Below are 13,091 nucleotides of genomic sequence, written 5' to 3' on the forward strand. Positions count from 1 at the left end.
GACCGCCGCGGCGCGCGCCGCCGGATCGACCGTCTGCACCGTCATGCCTTCGCGCAGCCGGTCGGCGCCGTCGACCACGACGCGCTGGCCGGCCTGCACGCCGCGCAGCACCGCGGTCTGCTCGCCGTCGCTCGGTCCCAGCGCGACGGTCTGCACCTTGACCTTGTTCTGCTGGTCGACCACATAGACGAAGGTGCCCTGCTGACCGCGCTGGATCGCCGCGACCGGCACCACGGTGGCGCCGGCCAGCGTATCGACCCGCATCCGCACATTGACGAACTGGTTCGGGAACAGCATGCCGTCGTCGTTGCGGAACACCGCCTTGAGCCGCACGGTCCCGGTGGTGGTATCGATCTGGTTGTCGGTGGTCAGCAGCGTGCCGTCGGCCAGCTTGTTGCGCGCCTGCCGGTCCCAGGCCTGTACCGGCAGCGTCTGGCCGGCGTTCAGCTGCCTGAGCACGCTGGGCAGGTTGTCCTCCGGGATCGAGAACAGCACGGCGATCGGCTGGATCTGCGTGATCAGCGCGATGCCGTTGGCGTCCGAGGTGCTGACGATATTGCCCGGGTCGACCTGGCGCAGGCCGATGCGGCCCGAGGTCGGCGCCTTGATGCGCGTGTAGCCCAGCTGCAGGCGCGCGTTGTCGACGTTGGCCTGGTCGGTCTTGACCACGCCCTCGTACTGGCGCACCAGCGCGTCCTGCGTGTCGACCTGCTGCTTGGCGATCGAATCCTGCGCCAGCAGCGTGCGATAGCGCTGCTGGTCAATGCGCGCGTTCTGCAGCAGCGCCTGGTCGCGTGCCAGTTGCCCCAGCGCCTGGTCGAGCGCGGCCTGGAACGGACGCGGATCGATCTCGGCCAGCAGGTCGCCGGCCTTGACCATCTGGCCCTCCTTGAACAGCACGCGCAGCAGTGGGCCCGAAACCTGCGCGCGCACCGTGACGTTGGCGACCGGGGTCACGTTGCCCAGGCCATTGAGCACCACGTCCATATCGCGCTGCACGACCGGGCTGACCACCACCGGCGCGGCCGGGCCGCTCATGCCGCGGCCGCCCGGGCCGCCGGGTCCGCCCGGGATGCGTCCGCCAGGTCCGGGCTGGCCCGCCTGGCCGGCATCGGACGCACCGCGCTGGCTGTACCAGTACCAGCCGCCGCCGGCCAGCAGCAGCACCAGCAGGCCCGCGATCCAGGCGCCGCGCCGGCCTCGCGAAGGGGCGAGCGCGGCGGGCGGAATGGGGCCGGGGCGGCGGTCCGGGCCGGACTCTGGCCGGTCAGCGGGCCGGCCGGCGGGTGCCTCGGTGGAGGCATCGATCGGGTGATCCTCGCCGTGAGTCGTGGGTTTGGCGGGCGGATTGGAGTCGGGATTGGCCATGCAATGGGTCCTGATGCGGTCCTGATGCGGTCCGGAAACGGTCCTGGAGCGGGGCCTGCGCACGCAACGGGTGCGCGGCCCTTCTGTTCGATGGAAAGACGCAGAAGTATGCCGCAACGGTCAGGGCCGGCTCCGGATGCGGAGCGGGGCCCACCTGCGGCGACGTGGCAAGGATACGGCGTGAGGCGGGGCAGACCTATGTCGGCACGGAAAGGCTTTATTACAGATAATTACCAGCGCCCCCGGTGTAACTTGCCGAAACAACATTGCGGCGGCCCGGCCGGCGTGCCTGTTTATCATCCGGCTATGCGATCCAATCAGCCCACCCAGATCCTGGTCGTCGACGACGATCCCGACTTGCGCGACCTGCTGCGCGAATACCTGACCCAGCAAGGCTTCGCCGTTTCCGTGCTGCACGACGGCGACGGACTGCAGGCCCGCCTCGAGCGCGAGCGTCCCGCGCTGATCGTGCTCGACCTGATGATGCCCAAGGTCGATGGCCTGACCGCGCTGCGCAAGCTGCGCGCCCGCAACGACGATATCCCGGTGATCCTGCTGACCGCGCGCAGCGACGAGATCGACCGCATCGTCGGCCTCGAGATCGGCGCCGACGACTACCTGGGCAAGCCGTTCTCGCCGCGCGAGCTGCTGGCCCGCATCAACGCGGTGCTGCGCCGCAAGCTGGCGCGTCCGGCGGCGGCGCCCGAGGACCGTGACAGCGTGACCTTCGGCCCGTTCAAGGTCGATTTCCGCCAGCGCACGCTGGTGCGGTCCGGCCAGGCGCTGCCGATCAGCGACACCGAATTCGCGCTGCTGAAGCTGCTGCTGATGCATCCGCTCGAGGTGCTGTCGCGCGAGCGCATCGTCGAACTGATGTATGGCGCGGCCAGCGGCGTCAGCGACCGCGGCATCGACGTGCAGATCTGGCGCCTGCGCCGGCTGCTCGACGAGGACGCGCAGCGGCCGCGTTATATCCAGACGGTGCGCGGGCGCGGCTATACCTTCGTGCCGGACGAAGCGGTCCAGGCCGACCTGGACGCCTGATGAAGCTGCGCATCGACACCCTGTTCGGCCGCATGGCGCTGCTGATCGCCGCGGTGCTGGTGATCAGCCATTTCTCGTGGCTGGCGATCCTGCGCATGGACCGGCGCGAACAGCGCATGGAATATTCGGTCGAGCAGATGCTGTTCCAGCTCGACAGCATCCAGCGCGCGCTCGACGCCAGGCCGCCGGCGAAGCTGCCGAGCCTGGTCGAAGTCGCCGGCGAGGCCAGCGCCGAGGAACATGCGCGCGCGCCGACCGACCGCTCGCGCCGGCTGGTCGAGCGTTTCTCCGGCCGGCTGCCGCCCGGCACCCAGGTGCGCATCGAGGACGAGGACACGCCCCGCATCTGGATCAAGCTGCCGACGCGCCAGGACTGGATCGCGATGCCGATCCTGTGGGTCCATAACCCGCCGCTGGACAACCGCCTGATTCCCGGCGCGATGCTGGTGGTCAGCGTGGCAATCGTGTTCGCGCTGCTGATCGCCTGGCAGATCCAGCGGCCGGTGCGCGAGATGGCCAATGCGGCCGGGCAGCTGTCGCGCCAGCAGCCGGTGACGCCGCTGCGCGAGCGCGGCCCGCTGGAGCTGCGCCAGCTGATCGAGCGCTTCAACAAGATGGTGGCGGACCTGGCGCGCATCGACCAGGAGCGCAACACGATGCTGGCCGGCATCGCGCACGACCTGAAGACGCCGCTGGCGCGGCTGCGGCTGCGCGCCGAGATGCTGGCCGATCCGAAGGCGGCGGCGGGCGTCACCCGCGACGTGGAGTCGATGTCGGCGATCGTCGAGCAGTTCCTGGCGTTCGCGCAGAGCGCCGAGCCGACCGCGCGGCCGGTGCCGGTCGATCGCCGCATGGCGGAACTGGCGGCGTCGCTGGCCGAGCAGGAGCGGCCGGTCGACCTGTCTCTGGAGGCCGGCGAGGGCTTCCGGATGATCGCCACGCAGCTCGATCGCATCGTCGGCAACCTGGTCGACAATGCCTACCACTACGGCGCGCCGCCGGTCAGCATCCGCACCGCGCGCGTCGCGGACGGCTGGCAGCTGGTGGTCGAGGACGCGGGCAGCGGCATTCCGGAGGATGCCTTCGACAAGGTCACGCTGCCATTCGTGCGGCTGGACCCGGCGCGCGGCGGCAATGCGCATTCGGGCCTGGGGCTGGCGATCGTCGACCGGCTGGTGCGCCAGTCCGGTGGGCGCCTGACGCTGGGCAACCGGCCCGAGGGCGGTCTGCGCGTCGAGATGGTGTTCCCGTTCGCGCAGCTGGCCAAGGCGGCTTAAGACGTGCTGTCGGGCTGAATACCCCGTCGTCCCCGCCTGCGCGGGGGCGACAAGCAAAGGCCGCAGCTTACTGCTGCGGCTTTTTCTTTTCGCCGATGCGGCTTTCCTGGCCCGACAGCAGCTTGGCGATGTTCTGGCGATGGCGCAGGATCAGCAGCGCGCTGATCGCGACGATCGCGGCAGCCATCACGTCGGCGCCGAACATCAGCACGTAGAAGAACGGCGCGAAGATGGCCGACACCAGCGCGGCCAGCGACGAGTAGCGGAAGAAGAAGGCGATGATCAGCCAGGTCGCCAGCGTGCCCAGGCCCAGCCACGGATGGATCGCGAACAGGATGCCGGCCGCGGTCGCCACGCCCTTGCCGCCCGCGAAACGGTGGAACACCGGAAACAGGTGACCGAGGAATACCGCCACCGCGACCAGCGCGATGCCGGTCTGGTCGACGCCGTAGTCGGGCCCGAAGCGCTGCGCCAGCCAGACCGCCAGCCAGCCCTTGAGCCCGTCGCCGAGCAGCGTCAGCAGCGCCGCCTTCTTGTTGCCGGTGCGCAGCACGTTGGTCGCGCCCGGGTTGCCGGAGCCGTAGGAATGCGGATCGGGCAGCCCCATCGTCTTGCTGACCACGACAGCGAAGGAGACCGAACCGATCAGATAGGCGAGCAGGGCAAAGACGAGATTGGCGAGATTGGCCATGGGCGGGGTTCGAAAAGGCAGCGGAAAGGCGGGGAGAACCGGAACGGTCGCAAAAAACTGGCGCGATTGTAGCGCGCCGGCGTGACGCTCACGACCGTGATTACCCGGGGCATGAACCAGCGCACAGGCCAGGGCACAGGCCAGGGCACAGGCCAGGGCACGGAAGAGGGCACCGCGGTGTTCAGCCCTCCGCCAGCCCGCATTGCACCGGCCTGGCGCCCAGCAGCGCGGTCAGCACGGCCGGCTCGATGCTGACCAGATAGCCGCGCCGGCCGCCATTGATATAGATGCGCTCGAGCGCCAGCACGCCTTCCTCGACATAGACCGGCATGCGCTTGCGCGTGCCGAACGGCGAGGTGCCGCCGACCAGGTAGCCGCTGTGGCGCTGCGCAACCTCGGGCTTGCACGGCTGCACGCTCTTGCAGCCGATCTGCCGCGCCAGGTTCTTGGTCGACACGGTGCGGTCGCCATGCATCAGCACGATCAGCGGCTGTGCCTTGTCGTCTTCCATCACCAGCGTCTTGACCACGTGATGCTCGTCGACGCCGAGCTGCTTCGCCGATTCCTCGGTGCCGCCGTGCTCGACATAGTCGTATGGGTGCTCGCCGAAGGCGACGCCATGCTGGCGCAGCATCTGCGTGGCCGGCGTTTCGGAGATATGTCTGGTCTTTGCCATGGAGTTCGCTCGCGCGGTCAGCCGCGCGGATGATGCTGCTGATGCAGGACGCGCAGCCGTTCGCGCGCGACGTGCGTGTAGATCTGCGTGGTCGAGATGTCGGCATGGCCAAGCAGCAACTGCACCACGCGCAGGTCGGCGCCGTGGTTCAGCAGGTGCGTGGCAAACGCATGGCGCAGCGTATGCGGCGACAGCGGGGCGTGGATCTCGGCCTGCCGGGCATAGCGCTTGATCAGGTACCAGAAGGCCTGGCGCGTCATCGCCTCGCCGCGCTGCGTCACGAACAGCGCGTCGCTGCCGCGCTGGCCGAGCAGCGCGGGACGGGCGCTGGCCAGATAGCGGCGCAGCCAGACGCCGGCCTCGGCGCCGAACGGCACCAGCCGTTCCTTGTTGCCCTTGCCGCTGACCACGCGCGCCACGCCTTCGTTCAGGCCGATCTCGACGGTCTTCATCTGCGTCAGCTCGGACACGCGCAGGCCGCTGGCGTACATCAGCTCCAGCATCGTGCGGTCGCGCAGGCCGAGCGGCGTGTCGATGTCCGGCGCGCGCAGCAGCGCCTCGACCTGGGCCTCGCTCAACGTCTTCGGAAAGCGCGGCGGCTGCTTGGCGGCGCGCAGCAGCAGGCAGGGATCGGCCTGGATCAGATGCTCGCGCAACGCCCAGCGGTAAAAGCGCCGGAATACCGCCAGCCGCCGGTTCGCCGACGAGGCCCGCGTGTCCGGATGGCGCGCGGCGAAGTAGCCGGACAGCGCGCCATCGTCGGCCGCCAGCAGCGCCACGCCGCGCTCGCCGCGCAGCCAGCGCGCCAGCAGCGCGAGATCGCGGCGGTAGGCGTCGATGGTGTTGCGCGCGAGTCCATCCTCGAGCCACAGCGCGTCGCAGAAGCGGTCGACCAGTGTCAGGTCCGCGGCGATGGCGGCTTCGACCTGCGCATCGCGATCGCCGGTCGGCGCGGGCTGTTCCGCCAGCGCCGCGGTGCTGTCGTGCCGCGCGCTCACAGCAACATCACGCGCTCATGGCGCAGCAGCCAGCGTTTGACCTCGAGGTGGAAGCCGTCCTCGCCGTGATGGGCAAAGCCGCCCAGGCCCTTGGCGCCGACCACCCGATGGCAGGGCACCACCAGCGGGAAGGGATTGTCGCCGCAGGCCTGGCCCACGGCACGCGCGGTGCCGCCGATATTGGCCGCCAGTTCGCCATAGGTCGCGGTGCGCCCGCGGCGCACCGCGCGGATCGCCTGCCAGACACGGCGCTGGAAATCGGTGCCGGTGCCGGCCAGCGGCACGTCGAGCGGCGCGTCGGGATCGGCGTAGTAGGCCTCGAGCTGGACCGCCAGCAGCTGGATCGGAAGCAGGTCGGAGCCGCGCGGGGCGAAACGCTCGGGCAGGAAGTGGATCGCGTGGACGCACTGCGCGTCCGCCCGCACGCCGACGCGGCCGAACGGCGCGGCGAGGATGGCATCGAAGCGGGCGGCAAGCCTCGCGTCGCGATCGGGTTGGGGCGAGGCCGGTGGAGAATCCGTCGACGGATTCGGATGGGGATGCATGGGCGGGACAACGGTCGATCCGGATACCGGATTCTAGTGCGTCGGGCGCGCCGGGCGAAAAAAAACCGCGACGAGTGCGCGGCTGCGATTGCGGATGCTTTTTTGGGGTGCTCCCTCTCGCGCTGGCGGGAGAGGGCCGGGGAGAGGGTGAGGGCTCGCGGAAGCGGCGACGGCACATCGACGGCCTTGCCCTCTCCCCCAACCCCTCTCCCGCAAGCGGGAGAGGGGAGTACTAGGGCGACGGCAGATCGACCTCTCCCCCAACCCCTCTCCCGCAAGCGGGAGAAGGGAGTACTCCCAGAGGAAAACTACCGCACCATCACTGTTCGAGCTTGATGTTCTGCACCTTGACCAGGTTGCGCATCTTGTCGAACTCCTTCTTGATCTCGGCGGCGTGCTGCGCCGGCGAGTTGCCCGACGGCTCGGCGCCGGCGGCGATCAGGCGTTCGCGGAAGCCCTTGTCCTGCAGCGCCTTGACGGCGGCCTCGTTCAGCTTCTTGATGATGTCGTCGGGCGTGCCGGCCGGCGCCACCAGGCCGTACCAGGCCGGATCGTTCGGCTCCTTCAGGCCCATTTCGCCGAAGGTGGGCACGTTGGGCAGCGAGTCCAGGCGCTTCTCGGCGGCCACCACGATCGGGCGCAGCTTGCCGGCCTTGATGTGCGGCATCGACGAGGGCAGGTTGTCGACCATGATCGGCACCTGGCCGGCCAGCACGTCGTTCAGCGCCGGGCCCGCGCCGCGGTAGGGGATATGGACCATGAAGGTCTTGGTCGATACCTTGAACTGCTCGCCCAGCATGTGGCCGAAGCCGCAGGTGCCCGACGACGCGTACGAGTACTTGCCCGGGTTGGCCTTCAGCGTGGCCAGGAATTCCTTGTAGTCCTTGGCCGGGAAGTTCGGGTTGACCGCGATCACGTTGGCGACGTTGGCCAGGTTCGTGATGGGCTTGAAGTCCTTGATCGGGTCGTACGACAGCTTCGGATTGCAGGCCGGGTTGACCGCCATCGTCGACACCGTCGAGATGCCGATCGTGTAGCCGTCCGGCGCCGCCTTGGCGATCGCGTCGGCGCCGATCGAGCCGCCGCCACCGGCGCGGTTCTCGACCACCACCGGCTGGCCCAGGATCTTGCTCATCTGGTCGGCCGCGCCGCGGCCGACGATGTCGGTGGTGCCGCCCGGGGCGAACGGAATGATCAGCTTGATCGGCTTGGTCGGATAGTTGCTCTGTGCCTGTGCCAGCGAGGCGAAGGCGGCCAGACCCAGGGCCAGGGCAATGTGCTTGCGTTGCATGAGATCGTGTCTCCCGTCGTGAAGCCGGACGGAGAGTGTCCGTCCAGAACTGAAAATGCCGGCCAGGGACCCGGTAGGGCCCGCCGCGCCGGCGCGATGCATCGGCGGCCCGTCAGCCGCCGAGCAGGCCGCGCTTCAGATCGCGATCGACCGGGCGTTCGCCCAGGAAGATGCGCAGCACGGCCTGGTAGAAATCCTCGCCGGGGATCGGTTTGCCGCGCGGCGTGCCGTTGACGGCGATCACCGTGCCGCTGTCCGGCGTGTAGTCGAAGTCGATCACGTCGCCCTTGCGCGCGGTGCCGACCTGGTTCATCGCCTGTTCCAGCTGGTGCAGGCGATCGGCGAACTTCTCCAGCTGCGCCTCGTTGTGGTTCTCGCGCATGCCTTCGTTCAGCGCCTTGACGAAGGTGCTCGATTCCACCTCGCGCAGCGGCCGGATCTGCAGACGCTTCGGCCCCTTGGCGCCCAGCACCACGGCGGCGTTGCGCACCTTCTCGGGCAGGTACAGCGCGGCCACATAGCCCTTGACGATGAAGACCGAACGCAGGCCCGCGCCGTTCAGCTGCAGCTCCTTGCCGCCCAGGCGCGTCGCCTCGTCCAGCCGCACGCCCTCGATCTCCATCGCGCTCGCCGCCATCGGCAGCGCGCCGGCCACGGCCACGCAGCAGATCGCCAGCCACTGACGCAGGCGGCGTGCGGTCCGTGCGGTCCGGTCGAGCGGAGCGCGGGCGGAAGGGCGGCGGGGGGCAGGCATGGCGGGGCGGTACATCGAGGACGGAATGGGAAGCGGAATGAGATCGACGGAAATGCCGGAGCGTGCCATCTTCCGGGTTTTCTGAAACAATACCAATCCGTATCTGCCCTAGGGCGCACTCCGAGCCGCCTCGACACGCTGCTGGAACGCGGTCCGCGCGGGCTGTGGCCATCGTTCCTGCCACCTTCCTGACATCCTCCGACGCGCCCCCCGCGTCCCGACAACAACAAGACGCCGATGTCGCCTGCCCTGCTGATGGTGCCCGATTTCAGCCTGATCCTGATCGGCTGGCTGCTGGTGCGCTATACCTCGTTCGATCGCGGCTTCTGGTCCGGCGTCGAACGGCTGGTCTACTTCGTGCTGTTCCCCGCGCTGCTGCTGCAGGCGACCAACAGCGCGGTATTCGATTTCTCGACCACGTCGGCGATGCTCGGGCTGGCGGTGCTGACCACGGTGTTCGGCATGGCCGCCGGCTACGCGGTCAAATGGGTGCTGCGGCCCGATCCGGTCGATTTCGCCTCGGGCCTGCAGACCGCGTTCCGCTTCAATTCGTATATCGCGCTGGCGCTGGCATCGCGCCTCGGCGGCAGCGAAGGGTTGGCGATGATGGCGGTGATCGTCGGCTGCGTGGTGCCGATGTGCAATGTGGCCGCGGTGTGGGCGCTGGCGCGGCACGGCGAGGCGCGGCTGTGGCGCGAGCTGGCGCGCAATCCGCTGATCCTGGCCACCGCCGGCGGGCTGATCACCAACCTGCTCGGGCTGCATCCGCCCGAGGTCCTCGGCATGACGCTGGCCCGGCTGGGCTCGGCCTCGACCGCGCTGGGTTTGATGACCGTAGGCGCCGGCCTGCAGATGCGCGGCGCCGTCGGCACGGTCGGGCCGGTGGCCTGGTGGAGCGGGGTCAAGCTGCTGGCGATGCCGGCCTTCGCCTGGGCCGTCGGCAGGCATCTGCCGCTGTCGCCGCTGCAATTGCAGATCGCGGTGCTCTATGCCGCGATGCCGACCGCGTCGAGCGCCTATATCCTCGCGGTGCGCATGGGCGGCAACGGCCCGATGGTGGCCGCCGCGATTTCCGTGATGACGGTGGCGGCCATCTTCACCGCGCCGCTGTGGCTGGCGCTGGTCAGCTAGGTTGGCTGCTGCTGTTGTTACTGCTGCTGCTGCTGCTGCTGCTGCGCGAGCGCCCAGGCGACGTGCTCGCGCACCAGCGCCGACGGATGTTCGGCGCGCGCCAGCAAGGCCGCGCGGATGCGCTCGGCCTGCGCCGGCGCGCCGGCCCCGCGCAGCGCATTGCCCAGCCCCACGGCCAGATTGCGCAGCCAGCGCTCGTGGCCGATGCGCCGGATCGGGCTGCCTTCGAGACGCCGATTGAATTCTTCCTCGCTCCAGCCGAACAGCTCCACCATGTCGGGTGCGTCGAAGCCGTTGCGCACGGCGAAGTCGGGCAGCGTCGCGCGGTGCGCGAACTTGTTCCACGGGCAGGCCAGCTGGCAGTCGTCGCAGCCGTAGACCCGATTGCCCATCGGCGCGCGCAGTTCCTCGGGAATCGCGCCCTTGTGCTCGATGGTGAGGTACGAGATGCAGCGGCGCGCATCGAGCCGGTACGGGCCGACGATGGCCTGGGTCGGGCAGATGTCGATGCAGCGGCGGCACTGGCCGCAATGCGCGGAGGCGGGCGGGTCGACCGGCAGCGGCAGATCGACCAGGATCTCGCCGAGGAAGAACATCGAGCCGCCGTCGCGGTCCAGCAGCAGCGTGTGTTTGCCGCGCCAGCCCAGGCCGCCCTGGCCGGCCAGCGCGACTTCCATCACCGGCGCCGAGTCGGTGAAGACGCGATAGCCGAACGGGCCGATCGCGCTCTCGATGCGGCCTGCCAGCTGCTGCAGGCGCGTGCGCAGGACCTTGTGATAGTCGCGGCCGCGGGCGTACAGCGAGATCGTGGCCGCGGTGCCGCCGTCCTCGACCTGCGCCAGCCGCGCGAACTCGCGCTCGCGCCAGTCGTTGGCATCGCCATCTCCATCGCCGTCGTCTTCGTCATGGGTGGAAGCGGGCAGATAAGGCATGCGCGCGACGATCGCGCGCACCGTGCCGGGCACCAGTTCGGCCGGCCGCGCGCGCTTGAGCCCATGGTTCGCCATATAATCCATGTCGCCATGGCAACCCTGCGCCAGCCATTCGAGCAGACCCGCTTCGGCATGGCCCAGGTCCACGTCGGCGACGCGCACGTCGTCGAAGCCGAGCGCCGCGCCCCAGGCGCGAATCTGCGCGACCAGCGCATGCGGATCCGCGCCGGTGGCGTGCTGCGCCGCTGGCGTCCCGCTGAGAACGGCGTCAGGCGCCTGTGCTGCTCGGTCGATCATCCCTGAATTGTACGCAATGCCCCTGCTCGAACAACGCACCGTGATCCTGCCCGACGAAGCGGCCACCGACCGCCTCGGCGCGGCGCTCGCCGGCGCGGTGCGCGCCTTGCCGCCGCAGACGGTGCATGTTCAGCTGTCGGGCGATCTCGGCGCGGGCAAGACCACGCTGTCGCGCGCGGTGCTGCGCGCGCTCGGCCATGCGGGCAAGGTCCGCAGCCCGACCTACACGCTGTGCGAGCCGTACCAGGTCGCGCGCGCCGACGGTTCGCCGCTGACCGTCTATCACTTCGATCTCTATCGCTTCGCCGATCCCGAGGAATGGCTCGACGCGGGATTTCGCGACTGTTTTGCCGAGCCCGCCTTCAATCTGGTCGAGTGGCCGGAGAAGGCGGCGTCGCTGCTTGGGGAACCCGACCTGCACCTGTTGCTCCAATCGGACACCTCGCCCAGCGATGAGGCCGCCGATCGGCGAGTCGCGATCCTGCGGGCCTATACTCCAACCGGACTTCTCCTGCTGCACGCATGCTGATCAAGCGCCTCGCCACCGACCGCCCCGACGAACTGCTGCTCGCCCGCCGCAAATGGCTGGCGCAATGCCTCAAAGCCGGCGCCGGAACGGTCGTGCTGACGCTGGCGGGTCCGCAGATCGCGGCCGGCGCCGGCATCGTCGCGGTACGGGTCTGGCCGGCCGAGGACTATACGCGCGTGACCATCGAATCGGACGAGCGCCTCGCCGCGGTCCACACGATGGTGCGCAATCCCGATCGGCTGGTCGTCGATATCGATGGCCTGGACCTGTCGCCGACGCTGCGCGAGCTGGTCGCCAAGATTACGCCCAACGATCCCTATATCCAGTCGGTCCGCGTCGGCCAGAACCGGCCGCGCGTGGTCCGGCTGGTGTTCGACCTGAAGGAAGACATCTCGCCGCAGGTCTTCACGCTGGGGCCGATCGGCCAGTACCGCAACCGGCTGGTGTTCGACCTGTATCCGGTCAATCCGCCCGATCCGCTGTGGAAGCTGGTGCGCGAGACCGAGGACAAGCAGCGCCGCTTCGCGTCGACGCCGGCTACCGAGAGCGCCGACAGCGTGGCCGGCGCCCCGTCGAGCAGCGAAGAGGATGCGATCGCGGCGCTGGTGCGCCAGTTCGAGGACCAGGCGAAGACGCCGGCCACGCCGCCGCTGCCCGCCAATCCGCCGGTGGCCGCTGCCAAACCGAAGCCGCCCGCCGGCTCGCCGACAACCCAGCCGCCGCAGCCGCAGGCGCCGCTGGCGCAGGACAAGCCCGGCAAGAACGATCCGGCCGACGATCCCGCGCCGTCGCGCTTCAAGATGCGCCGGCTGCTGACGGTGGCGATCGATCCCGGCCATGGCGGCGAGGACCCGGGCGCGATCGGCGCCGCCGGTTCGCGCGAGAAGGACGTGGTGCTGCAGATCGCCAAGCGCCTGCGCGCCAAGATCGATGCGCAGCCCAATATGCGGGCGATGATGACGCGCGACGCCGACTTCTTCGTGCCGCTGAACGTGCGCGTGCAGAAGGCGCGCCGGGTCAAGGCCGACCTGTTCGTGTCGATCCACGCCGACGCCTTCGTCAAGCCGGAGGCGCGCGGCGCCTCGGTGTTCGCGCTGTCCGAGCGGGGCGCGTCGAGCTCGGCCGCGCGCTGGCTGGCCAACAAGGAGAACGCGGCCGACCTGATCGGCGGCGCCAACATGAACAACAAGGACGCGCAGGTCGCGCGCGTGCTGCTGGATCTGTCGACCACCGCGCAGATCAACGACAGCCTGCGTGTCGGCAAGGCGGTGCTGTCCGAGATCGGCGGCATGCACCAGCTGCACAAGGCCCATGTCGAGCAGGCCGGCTTCGCCGTGCTGAAGGCCCCCGACATCCCGTCGATCCTGATCGAGACCGCCTTCATCAGCAACCCGGAAGAGGAGCGCAAGCTCAACGACGAGGCGCACCAGGAGCAGCTGGCCAACGCGATCCTGCGCGGCATTCGCGGCTATTTCGCGCGCAATCCGCCGCTGTCGCGCAGCCCGTCGGTGTAACGGCCGGCAGTCAGCAACGAGAAAGGCCGGCAAATCGCCGGCCT

13 protein-coding genes are annotated in these 13,091 nt (G+C 69.4%); 5 read left to right on the forward strand and 8 right to left on the reverse strand.

Annotated elements, in window-relative coordinates; all coding sequences use genetic code 11:
• A partial coding sequence (locus LRR16_RS10145; RefSeq protein WP_232205779.1) for an MdtA/MuxA family multidrug efflux RND transporter periplasmic adaptor subunit occupies positions 1-1,368 on the reverse strand: 1,368 nt, incomplete at its 3' end.
• 306 nt (positions 1,369-1,674) lie between these two features.
• Here LRR16_RS10145 and LRR16_RS10150 point away from each other — a divergent pair.
• The gene (locus LRR16_RS10150) at positions 1,675-2,412 is read left to right on the forward strand and encodes a response regulator (RefSeq protein WP_006579145.1); all 738 of its coding nucleotides are present in this window, start codon (positions 1,675-1,677) and stop codon (positions 2,410-2,412) included.
• Positions 2,412-3,689 (forward strand): ATP-binding protein, encoded by a 1,278-nt coding sequence (locus LRR16_RS10155; protein WP_006579146.1) that lies wholly within the window; start codon positions 2,412-2,414, stop codon positions 3,687-3,689. Before LRR16_RS10150 ends, LRR16_RS10155 begins: the two co-directional genes overlap by 1 nt.
• A 67-nt stretch (positions 3,690-3,756) precedes the next feature.
• Here LRR16_RS10155 and plsY read toward each other — a convergent pair whose 3' ends face one another.
• The 6 genes from plsY to LRR16_RS10185 all read right to left on the reverse strand — a co-directional run bounded on the left by plsY (position 3,757) and on the right by LRR16_RS10185 (position 8,644).
• Positions 3,757-4,380 (reverse strand): glycerol-3-phosphate 1-O-acyltransferase PlsY, encoded by a 624-nt coding sequence (gene plsY / locus LRR16_RS10160; protein WP_232205780.1) that lies wholly within the window; start codon positions 4,378-4,380, stop codon positions 3,757-3,759.
• Positions 4,381-4,561: 181 nt separating this feature from the next.
• Positions 4,562-5,056: a Cys-tRNA(Pro) deacylase gene (gene ybaK / locus LRR16_RS10165; protein WP_064577442.1), complete on the reverse strand. Its 495-nt coding sequence runs from the start codon at positions 5,054-5,056 to the stop codon at positions 4,562-4,564.
• Between the two features lie 17 nt (positions 5,057-5,073).
• Complete coding sequence (gene xerD, locus LRR16_RS10170) at positions 5,074-5,970, reverse strand: site-specific tyrosine recombinase XerD (RefSeq protein WP_043436975.1); 897 nt, start codon at positions 5,968-5,970, stop codon at positions 5,074-5,076.
• A gap of 80 nt (positions 5,971-6,050) precedes the next feature.
• Positions 6,051-6,599 (reverse strand): methylated-DNA--[protein]-cysteine S-methyltransferase, encoded by a 549-nt coding sequence (locus tag LRR16_RS10175; RefSeq protein ID WP_232205781.1) that lies wholly within the window; start codon positions 6,597-6,599, stop codon positions 6,051-6,053.
• Positions 6,600-6,918: 319 nt separating this feature from the next.
• Complete coding sequence (locus LRR16_RS10180; RefSeq protein ID WP_006579151.1) at positions 6,919-7,890, reverse strand: tripartite tricarboxylate transporter substrate binding protein BugE; 972 nt, start codon at positions 7,888-7,890, stop codon at positions 6,919-6,921.
• Between the two features lie 112 nt (positions 7,891-8,002).
• Complete coding sequence (locus LRR16_RS10185; protein ID WP_023263414.1) at positions 8,003-8,644, reverse strand: chalcone isomerase family protein; 642 nt, start codon at positions 8,642-8,644, stop codon at positions 8,003-8,005.
• A 237-nt stretch (positions 8,645-8,881) separates the two neighbouring features.
• Here LRR16_RS10185 and LRR16_RS10190 point away from each other — a divergent pair, with 237 nt between their 5' ends.
• Positions 8,882-9,775 (forward strand): AEC family transporter, encoded by an 894-nt coding sequence (locus LRR16_RS10190; protein WP_006579005.1) that lies wholly within the window; start codon positions 8,882-8,884, stop codon positions 9,773-9,775.
• A 17-nt stretch (positions 9,776-9,792) separates the two neighbouring features.
• On the opposite strand, the gene queG is transcribed toward LRR16_RS10190, so the two are convergent.
• A complete protein-coding gene (queG, locus tag LRR16_RS10195) occupies positions 9,793-11,004 on the reverse strand; it encodes a tRNA epoxyqueuosine(34) reductase QueG (protein WP_232205782.1) in 1,212 nt (403 codons plus the stop codon).
• 16 nt (positions 11,005-11,020) lie between these two features.
• On the opposite strand from queG, the gene tsaE reads away from it, so the two are divergent.
• Together tsaE and LRR16_RS10205 are read left to right on the forward strand one after the other, a co-directional pair.
• On the forward strand, positions 11,021-11,533 hold the full coding sequence (tsaE, locus tag LRR16_RS10200) for a tRNA (adenosine(37)-N6)-threonylcarbamoyltransferase complex ATPase subunit type 1 TsaE (protein ID WP_006579007.1): 513 nt from the start codon (positions 11,021-11,023) through the stop codon (positions 11,531-11,533).
• Positions 11,527-13,047 (forward strand): N-acetylmuramoyl-L-alanine amidase, encoded by a 1,521-nt coding sequence (locus LRR16_RS10205; protein ID WP_232205783.1) that lies wholly within the window; start codon positions 11,527-11,529, stop codon positions 13,045-13,047. Before tsaE ends, LRR16_RS10205 begins: the two co-directional genes overlap by 7 nt.
• Positions 13,048-13,091 lie beyond the last annotated feature (44 nt).

Origin of the sequence: Cupriavidus sp. UGS-1 (genome assembly GCF_021213615.1) — a bacterium.
GTDB lineage: Bacteria > Pseudomonadota > Gammaproteobacteria > Burkholderiales > Burkholderiaceae > Cupriavidus.

Bases quoted from the DNA above. Each gene is read 5' to 3' on its own strand.
- LRR16_RS10185 (WP_023263414.1), bottom strand. From the start codon at position 8,644: ATGCCTGCCCCCCGCCGCCCTTCCGCCCGCGCTCCGCTCGACCGGACC.
- plsY (WP_232205780.1), bottom strand. From the start codon at position 4,380: ATGGCCAATCTCGCCAATCTCGTCTTTGCCCTGCTCGCCTATCTGATC.
- ybaK (WP_064577442.1), bottom strand. From the start codon at position 5,056: ATGGCAAAGACCAGACATATCTCCGAAACGCCGGCCACGCAGATGCTG.
- LRR16_RS10190 (WP_006579005.1), top strand. From the start codon at position 8,882: ATGTCGCCTGCCCTGCTGATGGTGCCCGATTTCAGCCTGATCCTGATC.
- LRR16_RS10175 (WP_232205781.1), bottom strand. From the start codon at position 6,599: ATGCATCCCCATCCGAATCCGTCGACGGATTCTCCACCGGCCTCGCCC.
- LRR16_RS10155 (WP_006579146.1), top strand. From the start codon at position 2,412: ATGAAGCTGCGCATCGACACCCTGTTCGGCCGCATGGCGCTGCTGATC.
- tsaE (WP_006579007.1), top strand. From the start codon at position 11,021: ATGCCCCTGCTCGAACAACGCACCGTGATCCTGCCCGACGAAGCGGCC.
- queG (WP_232205782.1), bottom strand. From the start codon at position 11,004: ATGATCGACCGAGCAGCACAGGCGCCTGACGCCGTTCTCAGCGGGACG.
- LRR16_RS10180 (WP_006579151.1), bottom strand. From the start codon at position 7,890: ATGCAACGCAAGCACATTGCCCTGGCCCTGGGTCTGGCCGCCTTCGCC.
- LRR16_RS10205 (WP_232205783.1), top strand. From the start codon at position 11,527: ATGCTGATCAAGCGCCTCGCCACCGACCGCCCCGACGAACTGCTGCTC.
- LRR16_RS10150 (WP_006579145.1), top strand. From the start codon at position 1,675: ATGCGATCCAATCAGCCCACCCAGATCCTGGTCGTCGACGACGATCCC.